This window comes from Streptomyces sp. NPDC004610, from assembly GCF_040609715.1.
In the GTDB taxonomy this organism is placed as follows: domain Bacteria; phylum Actinomycetota; class Actinomycetes; order Streptomycetales; family Streptomycetaceae; genus Streptomyces.
The window spans coordinates 89,166-109,659 of sequence record NZ_JBEXLA010000029.1 but is presented as its reverse complement, the minus strand read 5'-3'; the positions used below and the strand labels follow the sequence as shown (position 1 = coordinate 109,659).

The 20,494-nt window shown below is 72.3% G+C and carries 14 protein-coding genes and 1 riboswitch; of the genes, 4 read left to right on the top strand and 10 right to left on the bottom strand.

Translation table 11 applies throughout. The features are described from left to right. The first annotated feature begins 104 nt into the window (after positions 1 to 104). Entirely contained in the window at positions 105 to 899 is a 795-nt protein-coding gene (locus ABZX40_RS28810; protein ID WP_355744358.1) for a VOC family protein, read from the top strand. A 67-nt stretch (positions 900 to 966) separates the two neighbouring features. Here the strand turns inward: ABZX40_RS28810 and ABZX40_RS28805 are convergent, their stop codons facing one another. From ABZX40_RS28805 to ABZX40_RS28790, 4 genes are all read right to left on the bottom strand, one after another. Then, a complete protein-coding gene (locus ABZX40_RS28805) occupies positions 967 to 1,614 on the bottom strand; it encodes a thymidine kinase (protein WP_355744355.1) in 648 nt (215 codons plus the stop codon). 71 nt (positions 1,615 to 1,685) lie between these two features. Further along, positions 1,686 to 2,894, bottom strand: a complete 1,209-nt coding sequence (locus ABZX40_RS28800; protein WP_355744352.1) for a nucleotide pyrophosphatase/phosphodiesterase family protein — start codon at positions 2,892 to 2,894, stop codon at positions 1,686 to 1,688. After that, positions 2,894 to 3,490, bottom strand: coding sequence for a DUF5998 family protein (locus ABZX40_RS28795; protein WP_355744349.1), 597 nt, complete (start codon positions 3,488 to 3,490; stop codon positions 2,894 to 2,896). The genes ABZX40_RS28800 and ABZX40_RS28795 overlap by 1 nt, the downstream gene beginning before the upstream one ends. Positions 3,491 to 3,954: 464 nt before the next feature. Then, the gene (locus tag ABZX40_RS28790) at positions 3,955 to 7,035 is read right to left on the bottom strand and encodes a GNAT family N-acetyltransferase (RefSeq protein ID WP_355744346.1); all 3,081 of its coding nucleotides are present in this window, start codon (positions 7,033 to 7,035) and stop codon (positions 3,955 to 3,957) included. A gap of 337 nt (positions 7,036 to 7,372) precedes the next feature. On the opposite strand from ABZX40_RS28790, the gene ABZX40_RS28785 reads away from it, so the two are divergent. Next, the gene (locus tag ABZX40_RS28785) at positions 7,373 to 7,654 is read left to right on the top strand and encodes an HPr family phosphocarrier protein (protein WP_355744343.1); all 282 of its coding nucleotides are present in this window, start codon (positions 7,373 to 7,375) and stop codon (positions 7,652 to 7,654) included. 931 nt (positions 7,655 to 8,585) lie between these two features. On the opposite strand, the gene ABZX40_RS28780 is transcribed toward ABZX40_RS28785, so the two are convergent. The 4 genes from ABZX40_RS28780 to ABZX40_RS28765 form a co-directional block, all read right to left on the bottom strand. Then, complete coding sequence (locus ABZX40_RS28780) at positions 8,586 to 9,275, bottom strand: GntR family transcriptional regulator (protein WP_355744340.1); 690 nt, start codon at positions 9,273 to 9,275, stop codon at positions 8,586 to 8,588. A 257-nt stretch (positions 9,276 to 9,532) separates the two neighbouring features. Next, entirely contained in the window at positions 9,533 to 10,306 is a 774-nt protein-coding gene (locus ABZX40_RS28775) for a M23 family metallopeptidase (RefSeq protein WP_355744337.1), read from the bottom strand. Positions 10,307 to 10,318: 12 nt separating this feature from the next. Continuing rightward, positions 10,319 to 10,480: riboswitch (cyclic di-AMP (ydaO/yuaA leader) on the bottom strand. Positions 10,481 to 10,862: 382 nt separating this feature from the next. Further along, complete coding sequence (locus ABZX40_RS28770) at positions 10,863 to 12,251, bottom strand: pitrilysin family protein (RefSeq protein WP_355744335.1); 1,389 nt, start codon at positions 12,249 to 12,251, stop codon at positions 10,863 to 10,865. Beyond that, positions 12,248 to 13,627 carry a pitrilysin family protein gene (locus ABZX40_RS28765; RefSeq protein ID WP_355744332.1) on the bottom strand — a complete coding sequence of 460 codons (1,380 nt, stop codon included), beginning with the start codon at positions 13,625 to 13,627 and terminating at the stop codon, positions 12,248 to 12,250. The genes ABZX40_RS28770 and ABZX40_RS28765 overlap by 4 nt, the downstream gene beginning before the upstream one ends. Positions 13,628 to 14,054: 427 nt before the next feature. Between ABZX40_RS28765 and ABZX40_RS28760 the strand changes: the two genes are divergently transcribed. After that, entirely contained in the window at positions 14,055 to 16,511 is a 2,457-nt protein-coding gene (locus ABZX40_RS28760; protein ID WP_355744329.1) for a DNA topoisomerase IV subunit A, read from the top strand. Positions 16,512 to 16,723: 212 nt separating this feature from the next. Here the strand turns inward: ABZX40_RS28760 and ABZX40_RS28755 are convergent, their stop codons facing one another. After that, a complete protein-coding gene (locus tag ABZX40_RS28755) occupies positions 16,724 to 17,959 on the bottom strand; it encodes a GTP-binding protein (RefSeq protein WP_355744326.1) in 1,236 nt (411 codons plus the stop codon). Between the two features lie 631 nt (positions 17,960 to 18,590). On the opposite strand from ABZX40_RS28755, the gene ABZX40_RS28750 reads away from it, so the two are divergent. Continuing rightward, positions 18,591 to 19,220 (top strand): DUF6082 family protein, encoded by a 630-nt coding sequence (locus tag ABZX40_RS28750; protein ID WP_355744323.1) that lies wholly within the window; start codon positions 18,591 to 18,593, stop codon positions 19,218 to 19,220. Positions 19,221 to 19,222: 2 nt separating this feature from the next. Here the strand turns inward: ABZX40_RS28750 and ABZX40_RS28745 are convergent, their stop codons facing one another. Continuing rightward, complete coding sequence (locus ABZX40_RS28745; RefSeq protein WP_355744320.1) at positions 19,223 to 20,407, bottom strand: citrate synthase/methylcitrate synthase; 1,185 nt, start codon at positions 20,405 to 20,407, stop codon at positions 19,223 to 19,225. Positions 20,408 to 20,494: the final 87 nt, after the last annotated feature.

The following is a 20,494-nucleotide window of genomic DNA, read 5'->3' as shown; positions in this document are numbered from 1 at the left end:
GATGGGCACGGGGTGCCGCGCGGATGGACGGGAGTCCGGGCGCGGACAGGGGTGCTCCACGCGGATTCGAGGCGGCCCCAGGTGGGGCCGAGGAGAGAGTGACGATGACCGAGGCACAGGGCTCGGCCGGCGCGGAACACGCGCGGTACGCGCCCGGCACGCCCTGCTGGGTGAGTCTGATGGTGCACGGGCTGGAGGCGACGCAGGACTTCTACCAGGGTCTGTTCGGCTGGGAGTTCCGTCCGGGCCCGCAGCAACTCGGCGCCTATGTGCGGGCGCTGCTGGACGGATGCGAGGTGGCGGGCATCGGCACGCTGCCCCCGGACCGCCATCTGCCGGTCGCCTGGACGCCGTATCTGGCCTCGGACGACGCGGACACCACGGCCGAGACGGTACGGCTGTGCGGGGGCACGATCGGGGTGGGCCCGCTGGACGCGGCCGAGGCGGGCCGGATGGCGATCGGTTCGGATCCCGCGGGCGCGGTGTTCGGAATCTGGCAGGGGGCGGCACATGTGGGCGCGGCGGTCTCCGGGGTGCCCGGCACGCCCGCGTGGAACGAGCTGCGGACCTTCGACACGGTGGGCGTGACCAAGTTCTACGAGATGGTGTTCGGTTTCGAGGCGGAGGGAGCGGGTCCGGCGGACGCCGACTATGTGACGCTGCGGGTCGGCGGACGGCCGGTCGCCGGGATCCTCGGCATGGGCGACGCGCTGCCCCGGGACCGGGGGCCGCACTGGACGACGTACTTCGAGGTCGACGACCCGGACGCGTCGCTCGAACGGGTGATCGAGCTGGGTGGGCAGGTGCTGGGCCCCGCGCGGGACAGTGAGCACGGGCGGGTGGCACTGGTGACGGATCCGGAGGGGGCGCGGTTCGCGCTGGTGCGGTCCGTGCGGTGAGGCACGGCCGGGCGCCTGCGCGCGGGGGCGGCGGTCCGGTGAGGCTCCATTGGGTGCCAGCGCGGGGTCAGTTCGGCGGGACCGGGAGGACGTCCGGGGACAGGGCCGCGGCGTGGGCGGAGGCGGCCGTCATCCGGCGGCGGTGGTGTCTGCGGCACAGCACCTCGTAGCCGGTCTCGGCCGCCGGATTGACATCGCCGACGACGACCTGGGCGCCCTCCACCACCATCGCGCCGCCGATCGTGCGGGCGTTGTGGGTGGCACGGGCGCCGCACCAGCACAGGGCCTCGACCTGGAGCACCTCGATCCGGTCGGCCAGCTCCACCAGCCGCTGGGAGCCGGGGAAGAGCTTGCTGCGGAAGTCGGTGGTGATGCCGAAGGCGTAGACGTCCAACCCGAGGTCGTCCACCACGCGCGCGAGCTGGTCGATCTGCTCCGGCGCCAGGAACTGGGCCTCGTCCGCGATCACGTAGTCGGCGCGGCGGCCGTGCGAGAGATGGTCGACCAGATGCGCGTACAGGTCCATGCCGTCGGGTGCCTCGACGGCGTCGGTCACCAGGCCGAGGCGGGAGGAGAGCTTTCCCTCGCCCGCGCGGTCGTCGCGGGTGAAGATCATGCCCTGGAGGCCCCGCGCGGAACGGTTGTGCTCTATCTGGAGGGCGAGGGTCGACTTTCCGCAGTCCATCGTTCCGGAGAAGAAGACCAGCTCGGGCATGGGGTGGGTGCGTGCCTTTCGGGGTGCCGCGGCGCGGCTTCGCGAGCGGAGGGCGGGGCGGGTGACGGGCCTCAGGAGCGTACTTCGAGCAGCGGGACGAACTGCTCGGCGGGGGTCAGGGAGCCGTGGTTGCCGACCATGGCGGACTCCTTGGGCTCCCGCTCGGAGGCGATGATCAGCACGTCGTCCCGCGCGGCGGCGAGAACGTCGCCCACGCGCGCGTAGACCCGATCGTCGATCTGCGGGCCGAACCAGCCCGCCTCGATGGCCTCGTCTCGGGAGGCCACCCAGAAGCGGTCCCCGAGCACCTCGCGCCAGCAGGTCAGGACATCGGTCTCGGCACCGGGGAGGGCGTAGACGTGTCGGGCGCGGCCCTCGCCGCCCAGGAGGGCGACTCCGGCACGCAGTTCCCAGTCGTGGTCGAAGTCGACGCGGTGATCGTCGTCGAAGGGGACATCGACCATGCCGTGGTCGGCGGTGACGTACAGCGCGGCGCGCGGGGGCAGTTGTTCGGCGAGTCGCTGGACCAGCCGGTCGACGTACATGAGCTGGCCGCGCCAGGGGTCGGAGGCGACGCCGTAGCGGTGGCCCGCGCCGTCGAGTTCGGCGTAGTAGGTGTAGACCAGCGCGCGGTCGCCCGCGGCGAGTTGCTGGGCGGCGAGGTCCATGCGCTCCTCGCCGGTGAGCCGTCCGTGGAAGGTGCCGCCGCTGAGCGCGACCTTGGTCAGCGGGGTGTTCTGGAAGACCGGGGAGGACACCTGGGCGGTGTGCACACCGGCCGCGTCGGCGCGTTCGAACACCGTGGGGTACGGCTGCCAGACGGTCGGCTCCGTCCACGGCTGCCAGCGGAGCTGGTTCATCAGCTCGCCGGTGGCCGGATCACGCACCGTGTAGCCCGGCAGGCCATGGGCGCCGGGGGGCAGGCCGGTGCCCACGGAGGCCAGGGAGGTCGCCGTGGTGGCCGGGTAGGCGGTGGTGAGGGGGGTGCCGGTGCCGCCGCGCGAGGAGGCGAGCAGCGAGGTCAGGTAGGGGGCCTCGTCCGGGTGCGCCTTGAGCTGCTCCCAGCCGAGGCCGTCGATCAGGAAGACGCAGGCCCGGTCGACCGGGGTCAGCTCGCTGATCGCGGCGGTCGTCCCGGGGACGCCCAGACCGGCCGCCAGGGTCGGCAGCAGATCGGCGAGGGAGCCGCTGCCGTAGGCGGGGCGGGGCGCCGAGCCGACGGCGAGCGGCTCGGGGTGGTCGTCCCAGTCGGCGGCACCGGTGGTCGCGGGCGCGGCCATCAGCGGGTGATGCCTGCGGTCGCCTCGGAGATGGCCTGGGCGAAGACGAGGGCCTCACGGACGGTCTCCGGGCCGTCCCCGGCCTCGCTGACGCGCAGGCTGAGGTCGTCGGCGGTGGAACTGCCCGTGTAGCCGTGGTCCGCCTCGCAGTTCGGGTCGCCGCAGGCGGCGGGCTCCAGGTCGAGCCGGGAGACGGCTCCCCAGCCGATCGTCAGCACCACCTCACGGGGCAGGGTGCCCGGACGGTACTGCTCCGGATTGGCGACCACCCGGCTGACCACGACCGACGAGATCCGGCCGAGCTTGACCGACTCCGTGGAGGTGGTGGCGTAGGGGGTCGGGGAGGTGCTGTCGGCCGTTTGCTCGTCGGTGTGGCTGACGATGAAGCGGTTGTCCGTGAGCACCAGCACCGTCACATGCCGGCGGACCTCGTTCTGGTCGAACGTGGTCTCCTGGTGGACCAGGTACGACCGCATGGGCTCGCCGCCCACGGCGGCCTCCACCGCCTCGGCCACGAGGGCCGGGTAGTAGCCACTGCGCTCGATCGCCGCACGCAGCCCCTGGGTCGTCGTACTGGTCTTGGCCATGCCGTCCATCCTAATCCCCGGGTCGGGCCGGTCCGGCCCAGTCAAGACCACGGCCGGGCAATCGAACAACGGGTTGGACGGGGTGGGTCTTGCGGGGGTGTGGGTGAGGGGTGGGGTGGAGAGGGGTGGGACATGGGGTGGGGGGCGGTACGGGGTGTCGCCGGGCGGGGGCTCGACGGGGCGGGGCGCGTGGGGGGAGGGCTGTCTCCGGCTGCTTCGGAGGCGGGCGAGGGCTCGACTTCTGAGCCGGGCGGGGGCTCGACAGGGGATGGGACGCGCGCGGGGAGGTGGTCGGAAGATCCACACACGGTCACGCCCGAGGCTGGGGGATGGGACTCGCGCGGGGAGGCGGTTTTCGGTGGGTGCTGGGGGACGCGCGCGGGAGGGCGGTTCGGCGGGCGTCTGGGGACGCTCGGGAGGGCGGTTCTGGGGGCTCGCGGAAGGGAAGGGCGGTTCTGGGGGCGTCGGTCTGGTCAGTACTCGGGGAGGGTACGGGGGCCCAGGTCGTCGCGGGCCGGGGGCGGGGCGAGGCTGACGGAAGCGCCCAGGACGGTGAGGTCGTGCGGGGCGACGACGACGGGTTCCAGGGTGACCGCGACGACCTCGGGGTGGTCGTCCACCAGACGGGAGACCCGGAGCAGCAGCTCCTCCAGCGCGGGCGTGTCCACGGGCGCCGAGCCGCGCCAGCCGAACAGGAGCGGGGCCGTGCGGATGGAGCGGATCAGGGAGGCCGCCTCGCGGTCGGCGACCGGGATCAGCCGGTGGGCCGTGTCGCCGAGCAACTGGGACGCCGCCCCGGCCAGCCCGAACGACAGCACCGCGCCCGCCGCCGGGTCGATCACCGCGCGCACGACCGTGTCGACCCCGCGCGGGGCCATCCGCTGCACCACCGGCCGCAGGTCCTCCGGCGTCCCGAACAGCTCGCTCAGCTCGGTGTACGCCCGCAGCAGTTGCTCCTCGTCCGCGAGGTCCAGGCGTACGCCGCCCAGGTCCGCGCGGTGCCGCAGATGCGGGGCGGTGGCCTTGAGGGCGACGGGGTAACCGAGGTCCCGCGCGGCGGTCACGGCGGCCTCAGGGGTGGGCGCGGGCAGCGCGCGCTGGACGGCGACGCCGTAGCGGCCGAGCAGCTCGCAGGTGTCCTCCGTGCCGAGGGTGAGGCCCTGCCCGCGCGCGAGGAGCCCGTCGATCAGGCGTGCGGCGCCCCTCTCGTCGATGTCGTCGTACTCGGGCACCCTGCCGGGGGCGGCGGCCTCGCGCCGCCACTGCCCGTAGCGGACGGCCTCCGCGAGCGCGCGGACAGCGCGTTCGGCGGCGGGGTAGGCGGGGAGGGGGCCGGGGGTGGGGGGCAGGGGTTCCGGCGGGGTGGGGGGTGCTTCCTTGAGGGGTGGGGCGCTGGGGGTTGGTGTCGTCGGGGTGGAGGGCTCGGTGAGGGCTCGGGGGGCGGTGGTGGGGGCCTGCGGTGCCGTGGGGGGCGGGGTGGCGACCTGGGGGGTTGTGGGGGGCGGAGCGGCCGGGGTGGTCGCTCCCGGTGGCGCCGTCGGGGTCTGGGCGGCTCCCGGTGGCGCCGTGGGGGCCGGAGCGTCCGGCGCGGTGGCCGGTGGTGTCGTCGGGGGCGGGGCGTCCGGGGTGGCGGCTCCCGGTGCTGTCGTCGGGGCCTGGGCGGCAGCCTGCGGTGCTGTGCTGGTCGCGGCCGAGAGGGCCTCCGCGAGGCCGCCCAGCTCGACGTGCACGACCAGCACGGGCTTGGCGGCGGTGCCTGCCGCGGCGGACCTCAGCGCCTCCGCCAGGGCCTCGTCCCCGGCCGGGGTCTCGCCGATGGCCGGTATCGCGGTGACCACGACGGCGTCGCAGTCGTCGTCGGCCAGCGCGCGGGTCAGCGCCCCGCGGAAGTCCTCGGGCGACGCGGCGGTCGTCAGGTCCTGGGGCGGGGCCGGGCGCAGCCCCTCGGACAGACAGGCGTCGTAGGTGAGCAGGCCCAGGGACTCGGAGTTCCCCAGGATCGCCACGCGCGGGCCGGCGGGCAGGGGCTGGCGGGCGAGGAGCAGTCCGGTGTCGACCAGCTCCGTGATGGTGTCGACGCGGATCACACCGGCCTGGCGCAGCAGCGCGGAGACCGTCTCGCTGGGCAGCCGGGTCGCGCGTACGGCGTGTCCCTGGGGTGCGGCTCCGGCGTGTCGGGCGCCCTGGACGACGACCAGCGGTTTGGCGGCGGCGGTGCGGCGCGCGAGGCGGGTGAACTTGCGCGGGTTGCCGATGGACTCCAGGTACATGAGGGCGACGTCGGTGTCGGGGTCGTCGTACCAGTACTGGAGGACGTCGTTGCCGGAGACGTCCGCGCGGTTGCCGGACGCGACGAAGGTCGACACGCCGGTGATGCCGGTGACTCCGCCGCCGCGCCGCTCCAGCCGGGACAGCAGGGCGATGCCGATGGCGCCCGACTGGGCGAACAGCCCGATACGGCCGGGGCGGGGCAGTTCGGGCGCCAGGGAGGCGTTCAGCCGGACCCCGGGCGCGGTGTTGATGATGCCGAAGGCGTTGGGCCCGATCAGCCGCATGCCGTACGCCCGTACCTGGTGGAGGAGTTCACGCTGGCGGCCCTTGCCCTCGGGCCCCCTCTCGGCGTACCCGGCGGAGAGCACGACCAGCCCCTGGACGCCGTGTTCGCCGCACTCCGCGACGACCTCGGGCACCTGCTCCGCCGGAACGGCCACCACGGCGAGGTCCACGGGCCCGTCGATCTCCCGCACGGAGCGGTGGGCGGGCACCCCGTCGACGTCCCCGCGCCCCTCGGGGAAGGCGCGGTTCACGGCGTGCAGCCGGCCGGTGAAGCCCGCCTCACGGAGGTTGTCGAGGACGCTGCGGCCGACGCCCCCGGGCGTGCGTCCGACGCCGATCACGGCGACGGAGCCGGGGGTCAGGAGCCGTCGTACGGATCGGCCCTCGGCGCGCTGCTCCCGCGCGCGTTGCACGGCGAGCGAGCGGTCGGTGGGTTCGAGGTCGAACTCCAGGCGCACGACACCGTCCTCGAAGCTGCGCTTCTGGGTGTATCCGGCGTCCGTGAACACCTTGATCATCTTGGTGTTGGCGGGCAGCACCTCGGCGGCGAAGCGGCGGATGCCGCGCTCGCGCGCGACGGCGGCGATGTGCTCCAGGAGCGCGGAGGCGACCCCGCGGCCCTGATGGGCGTCCTGCACCAGGAAGGCGACCTCGGCCTCGTCGGCGGGCGCGGAGGCGGGCAAGCCCTCGGGGCCGATCCGGTCGTAGCGTACGGTGGCGATGAACTCGCCGCCGATGGTGGCCGCGAGGCCCACCCGGTCCACGAAGTCGTGGTGCGTGAAGTGGTGGACGTCCTTGGCGGAGAGCCTGGGGTACGGGGCGAAGAAGCGGTAGTACTTCGACTCGTCCGAGACCTGTTCGTAGAAGCTGACCAGGCGCTCGGCGTCATCGACGGCGATGGGCCGGACGCGCGCGGTGCCGCCGTCGCGCAGCACCACGTCCGCCTCCCAGTGGGCGGGGTACTCGTGCCGGTCCTGCGGATCCGCCGGGGTCTGCATGGGCCCAGCGTACGGCTCACCTACGACAACGGCCCGAGGCGGTCCGCGGGAGCGAAGCGCAGGCCGACGAGGGCTCACAAGGGCCGACGGGAGCCGGCAAGGGGCCCTGCCCAGGGGCCCATGGGACGTGACGGGGACGTACGGACACACGGACACACGGGCGAGTGCCGGATCGGGGGCGCGGCCCGGGGACACTTCGGGAGAAGCATCGAGCGGGCCGCGGGGCCCCCGGGTTCGGGGCCCGGCCCCGAGGGGCACCTGTGGGCCGCATCCGGGCACGCTCCACGGTATGGGACACTGGTCTAGACAACCCTGAGACACTGAAGGGCAGCATCACATGGCTGAGCGCCGCGTCAACGTCGGCTGGGCCGAGGGCCTCCATGCCCGCCCCGCCTCCATCTTCGTCCGGGCCGCCACGGCCTCCGGGGTTCCCGTGACGATCGCCAAGGCCGACGGCAGCCCCGTCAACGCGGCCTCCATGCTGGCCGTTCTGGGCCTGGGCGCCAAGGGCGGTGAGGAGGTCGTCCTGGCCTCCGAGGCCGACGGCGCCGACGCGGCCCTGGACCGCCTGGCCAAGCTGGTCACGGAGGGGCTGGAGGAGCTTCCCGAGACCGTCTGAGCCGCCGGGGGCGGCCGTACCGCCGTGCCGCCGTGCCAGCTGTTCGGCATCCCCGCTTCGGACGAAGGAGCCGCGTCACCCCGTGCCGGGGGGCGCGGCTTCTGCGTTGCGGGGTGGGTGTTCGGAAGGGGGGTGGGTTCGCGGGTTCGCCCGGGTGTCTTGCGGGGGCCGTTCCTGGTCGTCCCGGAAGCGGCGGCGTGGGTCGTGCAGGGCGCCCCAGGAACCCTGCCGGGGGCGTCCCTGTACGCCGCAGCTGCCTCGCCGGGGGGCGTCCCCGTACACCCCAGGCACCTCGCCGCGGGGCGCCTGCACCCCGGAAGTCTTGCCGGGCCCGTCCCTCTAGGCCCCAGGAGCGGGCCTCGCAGGGGCCGCCCTCGTGTGCTCCAGAAGCCTTGCCGGGCACCGTCCCCGTTCGCTCAAAGGCCTGCCCGACCCCGCCCGGGAAACACTCAACGCCCGGAGTCTGGGCACAACATGCCGGGTGACCGGCGGCAGGCGGGTTGCCGCTCCCGCCCCACGTGCGACACGCAGGAGTCGGCCCCGGCAGGCCACCACCAGACCACCACCAGCCTTCAAGGGACCCGCACCCGACCGGCACCCGACCCGCGCGCGTACCCGCCGTCCCGCCTCGGCACCCCTACAGCGCCCCCGCGCCCCCCGGCGCCCCTGAACCCGGACACCCGACGGTCCGACCGACCGCCGGACCGACGCCCCCGCCAGCCGAATTCCCCGCCCCGTTTCCCCACTGTTTCCCCACCACCGCGCGCCGAATTGACCGCCCGGCGCACACCGAAGCGTTTCATGGGCAGCCGTAGGCGCAAGCGCACCGAAATACACCGGAGCCGCATGAAAAGAATCCGTCGCGCACCGGAAAAGGGCAGCTGAAATTCCCGGCCGCCGATTAATCTCTTCTTTGTATACGGCGCTTTTGTTAAAGCCGCTGGCCCGACATGTTTACGGCATGTTGCGAAGTCCTCACACGCTCCGTGCCGCCGACGTTGAACCGCAGCCGGAACACGGACGTGGCACGCTCGGTGTGCAGCGCGGTGAGCGCCCGCGCGCGTTCCGCGTCGCCGCGGACCACCGCGTCCACGATGGCGCCGTGCTCGGACCAGGACTCGACCGGCGCGGACGGCGCCTCCACCGCGTACATCCAGGCGATCTTGTGGCGGAGCTGGGTCAGCATGGAGACCAGGGACGGGCTGCCGGACGCCTGGGCCAGCGTCTCGTGGAACCAGCTCCCCAGGGAGCGCAGATCGTCGCTGCTGCCCCGGCGGGCCCGCTCCTGGCCGAGGCGGACGAGGCCGCGCAGCACCTTCAGATGGGCCTCCGTGCGCCGCTGGGCGGCCCGGGAGGCGGCGAGGGGCTCCAGGAGCACCCGCATCTCCAGCAGGTCGGCAGCCTCCTGCTCGGTGGGCTCGGCGACGCAGGCGCCCGCGTGCCGCCGGGTCACCACGAAGCCCTCGGCCTCCAGGGTGCGCAGCGCCTCGCGGACGGGGACGCGCGAGACGCCGTAGCGGCGGGCGAGGACTTCCTCGGTGAGCCGGCCGCCGCGTTCGTAGACACCGGCGATGATGTCGTCCCGGATCGCCGTGCACACCGAGTGCGCCGGAATACGCATGACCGACCTCCGCCTTAATCCCCGTGAAACGTCTCCGATTGACGTCGGAACAGTGACTCTATTGCAATCGGCCGGAATTTCCGACGGGGCCCCTGATTCCATGGATATTTTTTGGACAGGTAGTGCCTGAAAGGGCGAAAGCCCCGGCCGGGTGGGCCGGGGCTTGTCGGTGGGGGTGGAACTCACCGGGGTGCGGTGGGACGCGGCGGGGCGTGGCCGGGCGCGACGGCCGTCCGCCGTCAGGCGGGCACGGCGGGTCAGATGCCGACGCCGTGGGCGCGGAGGTAGGCGACCGGATCCAGGTCGGAGCCGTACTCGGGGCTGGTGCGGGCCTCGAAGTGGAGGTGCGCGCCGGTGACGTTGCCGGTGGCGCCGGAGAGCCCGATCCGCTGCCCCGGCGTGACCGTCTGGCCGGCCGACACGTCGATGGACAACAGATGCCCGTACTGGGTGTATGTACCATCGTTCATCTTGATCACGACTTGATTGCCGTACGCCCCGCCCCAGCCGGCCTCCACGACCGTGCCGTGGCCGACCGCGTGCACGGAGGTGCCGGAGGCGGCGTGGAAGTCGATGCCGGTGTGGCTGCCGGAGGACCAGGTGGCGCCGCCCGCCTGGTAGCTGGTGGAGACATAGGAGCCGGGTATCGGCGACACGAAGGTGTTGAGGCGCTTGCGCTCGGCCTCGCGGGCGGCGCGCTCCTCGGCCTCCCGCTGCTTCTCGGCCTCCTCGGCGGCGCGCTTGCGGGCCTCCTCGGCGGCCTTCTTGCGGGCGGCGTCCTCGGCCTTCTGCCGCGCGGCCTCCATCTGGGCCGCGGCCTGGGCGTCGATCTGAACGGCGACGTCCTCGCCGATGCTGACGACGGGGGTGAGACCGGTCTGCTCGGGGGCCGGTTCGGTGGCGAGCGCCGGGGCGGCCAGGGTGCCGACGACACCGGAGGTGGTGAGCGCCGCGACACCCGCCGCGCGGGCGGTGGTGCGGTGCGTGCGGGTGGGACGCCGGTGCTTCCCGGTGGCGCGCGTGAACGCCATGGAGTGGCTGGTCCTTTCCTTCCCTCTCGCCTACCGGGTTAGCTGACGGGTTCGGAGCAGGAAGGTCTCCTACGGCTCCCCGTACGCACGCGTGCGGGAGGCCGATTCACCCCAGGGACCTGGGTCCCCGGCTCCCCTGGCTCGCGCCGTACGGGGACTCGGCGATGACTGTCCGGTGCCGCGGACGCGGCGCACTGCCTGACGAACAGCCTCGGTGACGCTAAGCGGGAGATCTTTCAATCCCCAAACGGATCGGGGATTTTGTTGCGCATGCCACAGGGCAGACAGGCAACCTCTCCCGCAATCCGGACATAGCGCTGCGGGCACGGCACTTCAGACATGGCGCTTCCGGCACGGCACGTAGAACACGGCACTTCAGGCATGGCTGTGCGGGCACGGCACGTCGAACGCGGCGCATCGGGCATGGCGATCCGCACAGCGGGAGGGCCCTGGCGACCTGTCCGTCGCCAGGGCCCCGCGCGGGTGCGCCCCGTTCAGCCACTCCTGCCCGCACATCCGGCGGAAACCAGGGCCCGCGCGCGGGCCCCGCCCGGCGCTACTCGGCGGCCACCACCGTCACCGGCCCGATACCGAGGGCCTCCACGGGCTCCTTGATCTGCGCGGCGTCGCCGACGAGGATCGTCACCAGGCGGTCCACCGGGAAGGCGCTGACGACGGCCGCGGTGGCCTCGACCGTGCCCGTGGCGGCCAGCTGCTGATACAGCGTCGCCTGGAAGTCGTCGGGCAGATACTGCTCGACCTGATCGGCGAGGGTGCTCGCGACGGCCGCGGCGGTCTCGTACTTGAGCGGCGCCACGCCGACGAGGTTCTGCACGGCGGTGTCCCGCTCGGCATCGGTGAGCCCCTCCGCAGCCAGCGTGCGCAGCACCGTCCACAGGTCGTCCAGCGCCGGACCGGTGTTCGGCGTGTCGATGGAGCCGCTGATGGCCAGCATGGACGCCCCGGCGCCGTCCGGCGCGGACCTGAGGACCTGCCCGAACGCGCGGACGCCGTAGGTGTAGCCCTTCTCCTCGCGCAGGACGCGGTCCAGCCGGGAGGTGAGGGTGCCGCCCAGGCAGTAGGTGCCGAGCACCTGGGCGGGCCATACGCGGTCGTGCCGGTCGGCGCCGACGCGGCCCAGCAGCAGCTGCGTCTGGACGGCTCCGGGGCGGTCCACGATGATGACCCGCCCGGTGTCGTCGGCGCTGATCGGCGGCACGGGCCGGGGCGCGGCCGAGGAGCCCGTCCAGGCGCCCAGCGTGTCGCCGAGCAGCGCGTCGAGGTCGACGCCGGTCAGGTCGCCGACGACCACGACGGTGCCGGTCGCCGGGCGGACGTGCTTCTCGTAGAAGCCGCGTACGGCCGCGGAGTCGATGCCGGCCACGGACTCCTCGGTGCCCTGGCGCGGGCGCGACATGCGCGAGGTCGCCGGGAACAGCTCCTTGGACAGCTCCTTGGCGGCGCGCCGCGAGGGGTTGGCCAGCTCGTGGGGGATCTCGTCGAGCCGGTTGCGCACCAGGCGCTCGATCTCGCTGTCGGCGAACGCGGGCGCGCGCAGGGCGTCGGCGAGCAGCCCGAGGGCCTTCGACAGCCGGGAGACCGGCACTTCGAGGCTGATCCGCACGCCCGCGTGGTCCGCGTGGGCGTCCAGGGTGGCGCCGCAGCGCTCCAGCTCGGCGGCGAACTCCTCGGCGGAGTGCTTGTCGGTGCCCTCCGAGAAGGCGCGGGCCATGATCGTGGCCACGCCTTCCAGGCCCGCCGGTTCGGCGTCCAGCGGGGCGGCCAGCAGCACCTCCACGGCCACGACCTGCTGGCCGGGGCGGTGGCAGCGCAGGACCGTGAGCCCGTTGTCGAGCGCACCGCGCGTGGGCGCCGGGAAGGCCCAGGGGCGGGCCTCGCCGGGCTGCGGCTGGGGGTGGAAGTCCATCGGGGCCAGCTCGCTCACTTGCCCGCCTCCTCGTTCTCGTCGGTGGCCGCGGCCCCGGTGCCGTCCGCGTCCGCCGGATCGTCCGCCTCGGGGGCCGTCGGCTCGTAGACCAGCACCGCGCGGTTGTCGGGCCGCAGACGGGCCTTGGCGACCTCCTGGACCTCTTCGGCGGTCACCTCCAGCACGCGCTGTACGGCGGTCAGGGCGAGCTGCGGGTCGCCGAACAGCACCGCGTACCGGCACAGTTCGTCGGCGCGGCCCGCGACCGTGCCGAGCCGGTCCAGCCATTCGCGCTCCAGCTGGGCCTGGGCGCGCTCCATCTCCTCCGCCGTCGGGCCCTCGGCGGCGAAACGGGCCAGTTCCTCGTCGATGGCGGTCTCGATGACCGGCACCTCGACGTCCCCCGAGGTCTTCACGTCCAGCCAGCCCAGGGAGGGTGCCCCGGCCAGCCGCAGCAGGCCGAAGCCCGCCGCCACGGCCGTACGGTCGCGGCGTACGAGCCGGTTGTAGAGCCGGGAGGACTCGCCGCCGCCGAGGACGGTGAGCGCCAGGTCGGCGGCGTCGCACGCGCGCGAGCCGTCCTCCGGGAGGCGGTAGGCGGCCATCAGGGCGCGGGCCGGGACCTCCTCCTCGACGACCTCGCGCAGCTGCCCGCCCATGGTCACCGGGAGCGTGCCGTCGCGCGGGGCGGGCTTGCCGTCGTGGGTGGGGATGGAGCCGAAGTACTTCTCGATCCAGGCGAGCGTCTGCTCCGGGTCGATGTCGCCGACCACGGACAGCACCGCGTTGTTGGGCGCGTAGTAGGTGCGGAAGAACGCGCGGGCGTCCTCCAGGGTGGCCGCGTCCAGGTCGGCCATGGAGCCGATCGGCGTGTGGTGGTAGGGGTGGCCCTCCGGGTAGGCGAGGGCGGTGAGCTTCTCGAAGGCGGTGCCGTAGGGGACGTTGTCGTAGCGCTGGCGGCGCTCGTTCTTGACCACGTCCCGCTGGTTCTCCATGGACTCCTCGTCCAGGGCGGCCAGCAGCGAGCCCATGCGGTCCGCCTCCAGCCAGAGCGCCAGCTCCAGCTGGTGGGCGGGCATGGTCTCGAAGTAGTTGGTGCGCTCGAAGCTGGTCGTGCCGTTCAGCGAGCCGCCGGCGCCCTGCACCAGCTCGAAGTGCCCGTTGCCCTTGACCTGCCCGGAGCCCTGGAACATCAGGTGCTCGAAGAGGTGGGCCAGGCCCGTGCGCCCCTTGACCTCGTGGCGCGAGCCGACGTCGTACCAGAGGCACACCGCCGCGACCGGGGTCAGGTGGTCCTCGGAGAGCACCACGCGCAGACCGTTGGCAAGGCGGTGCTCGGTCGCTGTCAGGCCGCCGGAGCCTGCCTCGGCTGTGGCCGTGTGACCCATGGGCATGTACGTCCCTTCGATCGCGGAAGCGGTCGTTCCGACCGCGGTTGTCCCGTCGGTCCTGTCACTGTATGCAAGTGTGCGCGGCACCGGCGAAGTTCCCGGAGCGCGTACGCCGAGAGCGGATCGCGTAGCCTGCGGGCAGCCGTGCCTCCCCCGGAGGGGACCCCAGGCGGCGCAGGCGGCCCCCCAGGGTGTCCGTCGGCCCCGGGCGGACCTCCGTTCCGGGGGCACGATCCGGGTGTGCGGTCCGGGTTGTCAGTGCCGCAGTCCACAATGGTCCGCGTCAGATCCCGTTCCACGCTTCAGCAAGAGCGAGCCGCGGGGCGGGTCGGTGTCGGCAGGACGAGCGGGCGGATCCCGCCTGGCCGTCCTGCCCGCACCGGCTTCGACGCCCCCAGGCGAGCGACCAGAAAAGAGGAGCCAGGCAGCGATGGCCCGCCGCAGTACGAAGACCCCGCCGCCGGACGACTCGTACGAGGAGCGCATCCTCGACATCGACGTCGTCGAAGAGATGCAGGGCTCCTTCCTGGAGTACGCCTACTCGGTCATCTACTCCCGTGCCCTGCCCGACGCGCGCGACGGCCTGAAGCCCGTCCACCGCCGCATCGTCTACCAGATGAACGAGATGGGCCTGCGCCCCGAGCGCGGGTACGTCAAGTGCGCGCGGGTCGTCGGCGAGGTCATGGGCAAGCTCCACCCGCACGGGGACTCGTCGATCTACGACGCCCTGGTGCGGATGGCCCAGCCGTTCTCCATGCGCCTGCCGCTGGTCGACGGCCACGGCAACTTCGGTTCGCTGGGCAATGACGACCCGCCGGCCGCCATGCGGTACACGGAGTGCCGGATGGCCGCCGCGACCGGCCTGATGACCGAGTCCATCGACGAGGACACGGTCGACTTCGCGCCCAACTACGACGGCCAGGAGCAGGAGCCCGTCGCCCTTCCGGCGGCCTTCCCGAACCTGCTGGTCAACGGCGCCTCCGGGATCGCCGTCGGCATGGCCACCAACATGCCGCCGCACAACCTGTCCGAGGTCATCGCCGCCGCCCGTCATCTGATCCGGCACCCGAACGCGGATCTGGACACCCTGATGCGGCACATCCCGGGCCCCGATCTGCCGACCGGCGGCCGGATCGTCGGCCTGTCGGGCATCCGTGACGCCTATGAGACCGGCCGCGGCACGTTCAAGATCCGGGCCACGGTCGCGGTGGAGTCCGTCACGCCCCGCCGCAAGGGCCTGGTGGTGACGGAGCTGCCCTTCGCGGTCGGCCCCGAGAAGGTGATCGCGAAGATCAAGGACCTGGTGGGCTCCAAGAAGCTCCAGGGCATCGCCGACGTCAAGGACCTCACCGACCGTGAGCACGGACTGCGGCTGGTCATCGAGATCAAGAACGGCTTCGTGCCGGAGGCCGTCCTGGAGCAGCTCTACAAGCTGACCCCCATGGAGGAGTCCTTCGGCATCAACAATGTGGCCCTGGTCGACGGCCAGCCCCTCACCCTGGGCCTCAAGGAACTGCTGGAGGTCTATCTCGACCACCGCTTCGAGGTCGTCCGGCGGCGCTCCGAGTTCCGCCGCACCAAGCGCCGTGACCGGCTGCACCTGGTCGAGGGCCTGCTCACCGCGCTGGTGGACATCGACGAGGTGATCCGCCTGATCCGCTCCAGCGAGAACTCGGCACAGGCCAAGGAGCGCCTGATCGAGCGTTTCTCGCTGAGCGAGGTGCAGACCCAGTACATCCTCGACACGCCGCTGCGCCGGCTCACCAGGTTCGACCGGATCGAGCTGGAGTCGGAGAAGGAGCGGCTCAACGCGGAGATCGCCGAGCTGACCCGGATCCTGGAGTCCGACACCGAGCTGCGCAAGATGGTCTCCGGGGAACTCGCCGCGGTCGCCAAGAAGTTCGGCACCGAGCGGCGTACGGTCCTCCTGGAGGCGTCCGGCACCCCGGCGTCCACCGTGCCGCTCCAGGTCGCCGACGACCCGTGCCGGGTGCTGCTGTCCTCCACGGGGCTGCTGGCCCGTACGGCGAACGGCGCGCCCCTGGAGGCCGACGAGGACGCCAGACGCGCCAAGCACGATGTGATCGTGTCGGCGGTACCGGCCACCGCGCGGGGCGAGATCGGCGCGGTGACCTCCGCCGGGCGGCTGCTGCGGATCAATGTCGTCGACCTGCCCCAGCTCCCGGAGACGGCGTCCGCGCCGACCCTGGCGGGCGGGGCCCCGCTGACGGAGTTCGTGTCCCTGGAGGGCGACGAGACACTGGTCTGCCTGACCACGCTCGACGAGTCCTCACCGGGCCTGGCCCTCGGCACGGAGCAGGGCGTCGTCAAGCGCGTGGTCCCCGACTATCCGACCAACAAGGAGGAGCTGGAGGTCATCACGCTCAAGGACGGCGACCGCATCGTCGGCGCGATCGAGCTGCGCACCGGCGAGGAGGACCTCGTCTTCATCACCGACGACGCCCAGCTGCTGCGCTACCAGGCCAACCAGGTGCGTCCCCAGGGGCGGCCCGCGGGCGGTATGGCGGGCATCAAGCTCACCGACGGCGCGAAGGTGATCTCCTTCACCGCGGTCGACCCGGCGGTCGACGCGGTGGTCTTCACGGTCGCCGGTTCCCGGGGCACGCTCGACGACTCGGTCCAGACGACGGCCAAGCTGACGCCGTTCGACCAGTACCCGCGCAAGGGCCGCGCCACGGGCGGCGTGCGCTGCCAGCGGTTCCTGAAGGGCGAGGACTGCCTCGCCCTGGCCTGGGCGGGCCCCACCCCCGCCCGCGCGGCCCAGAAGAACGGCACCCCGGCCCAACTCCCGGAGATCGACCCCCGCCGCGACGGCTCGGGCGTGTCGCTGGTGAAGACGGTGGCGGTGGTGGCGGGGCCGGTGTAGGTAGGTCGGCGGGGGCCTGTGGGGGCCCTGGGGCGGGTACCAGGGGCGGGGCCCATAGGTCGGTCCGGGGGCCGTTTCAGGGGGGCGGTCCAAGGGGGCCGATCCAGGGCGGCGTGTCCTGGGCGGCGTGTCCGGGGGCCGGGCTGGAGAACGGGCCCGGGGGGATGGCCTAGGGGGGCGGTCCCGGAGGCCGTCCCAGGGTGGTCGTCCGCCTACGGGCGAGGTTCGTCGCCGTCCGGCGAGTGCGGCGTCGCGTCGGCACCTTCCTCGGAGGGGTCGGGAGCTTCGTCGCCGTCCGGCAGGTGCGGCGTCGCGTCGGCCCCGTCCCCGGAGGGGTCCCGGACGTAGCGCAGGACGCCCCACATGCCGTACTCGTCGGCGTGTGGGACGTCGCTCGTGGACGCCTCCAGTTCCTTGCCGAGGGCGTCGGCGTCGATGCCGGAGCCGATGAGGACGAGTTGGGTGCGGCGCGGCTCCCGGGCGGGCCAGGGCTCGGGGTGGAAGCGCAGAAAGCGTCCGACGGCGTGCACGGAGTAGCGGTTACGGGGGTCGTACGGGCCGAAGTCGACGTAGCCCTTGATGCGGTAGAGGCCCTCCGGGCGGCTGTCCAGGAACGTCATCAGGCGGCGGGGGTCCATGGGCGTGTCGGAGGTGAAGGAGAGGGTGTCGTAGGCGGCGTGGAGGTGGGGGGTGCCGTTGTCGCCGGGGTTGTGGCCGGTGTCGTGGCCGCGGCCGTGCTCATGGTCATGGTCATGGTCATGCGGATGGTGATGCAGGTCGTCGAACGACAGCTGCCCGATCCGTTCCTCGCTCGGCCGACAGTCGAAGAGGAGTTCGGGGTCGATACGGCCGTAGCGCGTGGGGACGACGGCGGCGCGGTCGGTGAGGGTGCGGATGAGGGCGAGCAGGCGGTCGGCGGCGCCGGGGTGGACGGTGGACGGGGTCTCGGTCGCGGCGCGGTCGAGTTTGTTGACGACGACCAGGTCGGCGAGCGCGAGATGCCGGTCGATCTCGGGATGCCTGGCGCGGGTGGCGTCGAACTCGGCGGCGTCGACGACCTCGACCAGGCCGCCGTAGACGACACCGGGGTGCTCGCTGGCGAGCACCATGCGCACGAGTTCCTGGGGTTCGGCCAGTCCGCTGGCCTCGATGACGATGACATCGATCCCGGCGGCGGGGGCGGCGAGCCGTTCGAGGTAGAGATCCAGCTCACTGGCGTCGACGGCGCAGCACAGGCAGCCGTTGCCGAGGGAGACGGTGGAGTCGCCGAGGGCGCCGGCCACGGCCATCGCGTCGATCTCGATCGCGCCGAAGTCGTTGACGATCGCGCCGATGCGGCTGCCGCCGCTGTGGTGGAGCAGATGATTGAGCAGGGTCGTCTTTCCGGAACCCAGGAATCCGGCGAGGATGACGACCGGGATCTGCCGCGGACCCGGACTGTGGCGCACCGTGCGACCTCTCTCACGCCTGTGGCACACCGGCTCACAGCCGCGCGCACCACGCTCGATGGAATGCCGCCCCAGGATACGAGGCGCCGCAAACGGGCCGAGGTGAACGATTGTTAGCACCATGCAGGGGGCAGACGTCTGTCGAGGCGCCGGTCCGTGCGACCCTTGCTGCCTCCCTGAAGGGGCCTGCTACGACGCTTTTCCTCCGCCCGACCGGCCCCTCCGCAGCGTCAGAGCAGTCCGCTCCTGTCCTGTGATCGGCGGCCCGCTGCGGCTCTGGGGAACATCGGTGAGAAGTGGTGGGCGGTGGAGCCTCACACGAGGTTGATCCGTGGCACTTGAATCGCGCCGGGTTCCGTCGATCGCGCATTGCGCACCGCGCCAGGACATCCCGGCGGGGATCCCGGGGAGTGGGAGCCACGTCCAGGATTCCTTCCGAACGAATCCTCAGGAACACCTTGGAGGGCCTCAGGAGGACCTCAGGGAGGACTTCAGGAACGCCTTGGAGCCCCGGTTTCCCTCCCCCTCTCGTGGGCAGTATCCCGCTGGCTTGGGGGGGGTCATGACGCGTCGACGGTTGAGGCCATCGTTGATCTCGGCCTGCGCATGGGGAGCGGCTGTCATCGCCGGAATGGCCCTCGTAGGCATCGCGTCCATCGCCATCAGCGGGTGGCTGCTCTCCGGCGTCGAGGAAGCCAACGGCGGGCGGCAGACCGCCGTGGAACGCAGCGCGATCGGCGACTACTTCGGAGGGATGAGCGCTGTCTTCTCCGGGCTGGCGCTCATCCTTCTCGTGGTCACTCTGCTGTTCCAGCAACGGGAACTGCGGATGCAGCGTCAGGAACTCGCCCTCCAACGGCAGGAACTGATCGCCTCGCGGGACGAATTGCGGCGTAGCGCCCAGGCCGATCTCCGCTCACTGCACGTGCAGCTGACGCAGCTGGCGATGGACGACCCCCTGCTCGCGCGGGTCTGGAACGACTACCCGGACGAGGAGCCGGAGGTGGTGCGCCAGTTCCTCTTCGCCAACCTGATCTTCGGTCACTACCTCCTGTTCCGCAAGTGGGGCGATGTCACCGACGCCGACCTGCTGGCCCATACGCGTTCACTGGTCAGGAGCCCTGCGTTCGTGCGGTACTGGGCGGCTTCGCGCGAGGCGAAGGCAGCCCTGTCGCCGGACAGTGACGAGGGAAAGATCTTCAGAATCATCGACCAGGCGATAAGGCAAGCCGAGGGCGACGGCACCCAGGGACGCTCCTGACGTCACCCCGCGGCCGGCACCGCCACCGGCGACCCCGGCCCCACATACCGCGCCACTGGACGGATGATTTTCGAGTCCCGCGCCTGTTCCAGCACATGGGCGCTCCACCCCACCACCCGCGCGGCGGCGAACGTCGGGGTGAACATCTCCCTGGGCAGCTCGCAGAGTTCCATCACCACCCCGGCGTAGAACTCGACATTGGTGTGCAGCTCACGGCCCGGTTTCAGTTCTGCCAGGATCGCCTCGACCTGCCGCTCCACTTCGACGGCGAACGCGACCCTGGGCCCCCCGAACTCCTGGGCGATCTCCCGCAGCATCCGTGAGCGCGGGTCCTCCGTCCGGTAGACAGCGTGCCCGAAGCCCATGATGCGGTCGCCGGCGAGGACCCGTTCCCGGATCCAGGGGTCGATGCGGTCGGGGGTGCCGATGGCGTCGAGGGTGTCCAGGGCGCGGCTCGGGGCGCCGCCGTGGAGGGGACCGGAGAGGGCGCCGACGGCCCCGACGAGGCAGGCGGCGACATCCGCGCCGGTGGAGGCGATGACCCGGGCGGTGAAGGTTGACGCATTGAATCCATGGTCAATGGTGGAGATCAGATAGTGCTCGATGGCCCGGGTCCGCCGCTCGTCCGGCACGTTCCCGGTCAGCATGTACAGGTAGTTGGCCGCGAACGGCAGATCCGTCCGGGGCTCGATCGGATCAAGTCCCCGCCCCAACCGATGCAGTGCCGTCAATATCGTCGGGACGGCTGCCGACACCATGATGGCGTCCATCCGTCGCCGTTCGTCATCAACGTCGTACACCGGCCGGAGCCCCTTCGCCGCCCCCAGCAGCGACAGCGCAGTGCGCATCCCGGCGAGCGGCCCGCCCGCGACCCCGGCCCCGGGCGCCCGCCCGGTCGCCGCGATTGTCGGCAGCACGGCCGCCACTTCGTCCGGCAGCCGCCGCAGCGCCGCGGTCTCGGCCGCGAAGGCCGCGCTGCGCGCGGGGTCGGGCAGTTCACCGTGGACAAGGAGGTGCCACACATCCTCGAAGCTGCGGTGACGCGCGAGGTCGACGGCGGAGTACTGGCGGTAGTGGTAGAAACCTTCACGCCCTCGTACATCCCCGATCTCGGTATCGGCGACGACGACACCGGCGAGTCCCCCGGGTGCCTCGACAAGAGTGGCTGCGGACCTATTGACGGTCATGATTTCCTCCCTGGACTTGATTCGACTGTCCATGATTGACTCATTCACTGTCAATATTGATTGAATCAATACATGCCGCACTGCCGA

What these genes read in the sequence shown, in the direction of transcription:
- ABZX40_RS28810 (WP_355744358.1), top strand. Translation starts at nt 105, where the DNA reads ATGACCGAGGCACAGGGCTCGGCCGGCGCGGAACACGCGCGGTACGCG.
- ABZX40_RS28805 (WP_355744355.1), bottom strand. Translation starts at nt 1,614, where the DNA reads ATGCCCGAGCTGGTCTTCTTCTCCGGAACGATGGACTGCGGAAAGTCG.
- ABZX40_RS28800 (WP_355744352.1), bottom strand. Translation starts at nt 2,894, where the DNA reads ATGGCCGCGCCCGCGACCACCGGTGCCGCCGACTGGGACGACCACCCC.
- ABZX40_RS28795 (WP_355744349.1), bottom strand. Translation starts at nt 3,490, where the DNA reads ATGGACGGCATGGCCAAGACCAGTACGACGACCCAGGGGCTGCGTGCG.
- ABZX40_RS28790 (WP_355744346.1), bottom strand. Translation starts at nt 7,035, where the DNA reads ATGCAGACCCCGGCGGATCCGCAGGACCGGCACGAGTACCCCGCCCAC.
- ABZX40_RS28785 (WP_355744343.1), top strand. Translation starts at nt 7,373, where the DNA reads ATGGCTGAGCGCCGCGTCAACGTCGGCTGGGCCGAGGGCCTCCATGCC.
- ABZX40_RS28780 (WP_355744340.1), bottom strand. Translation starts at nt 9,275, where the DNA reads ATGCGTATTCCGGCGCACTCGGTGTGCACGGCGATCCGGGACGACATC.
- ABZX40_RS28775 (WP_355744337.1), bottom strand. Translation starts at nt 10,306, where the DNA reads ATGGCGTTCACGCGCGCCACCGGGAAGCACCGGCGTCCCACCCGCACG.
- ABZX40_RS28765 (WP_355744332.1), bottom strand. Translation starts at nt 13,627, where the DNA reads ATGCCCATGGGTCACACGGCCACAGCCGAGGCAGGCTCCGGCGGCCTG.
- ABZX40_RS28760 (WP_355744329.1), top strand. Translation starts at nt 14,055, where the DNA reads ATGGCCCGCCGCAGTACGAAGACCCCGCCGCCGGACGACTCGTACGAG.
- ABZX40_RS28750 (WP_355744323.1), top strand. Translation starts at nt 18,591, where the DNA reads ATGGCCCTCGTAGGCATCGCGTCCATCGCCATCAGCGGGTGGCTGCTC.
- ABZX40_RS28745 (WP_355744320.1), bottom strand. Translation starts at nt 20,407, where the DNA reads ATGACCGTCAATAGGTCCGCAGCCACTCTTGTCGAGGCACCCGGGGGA.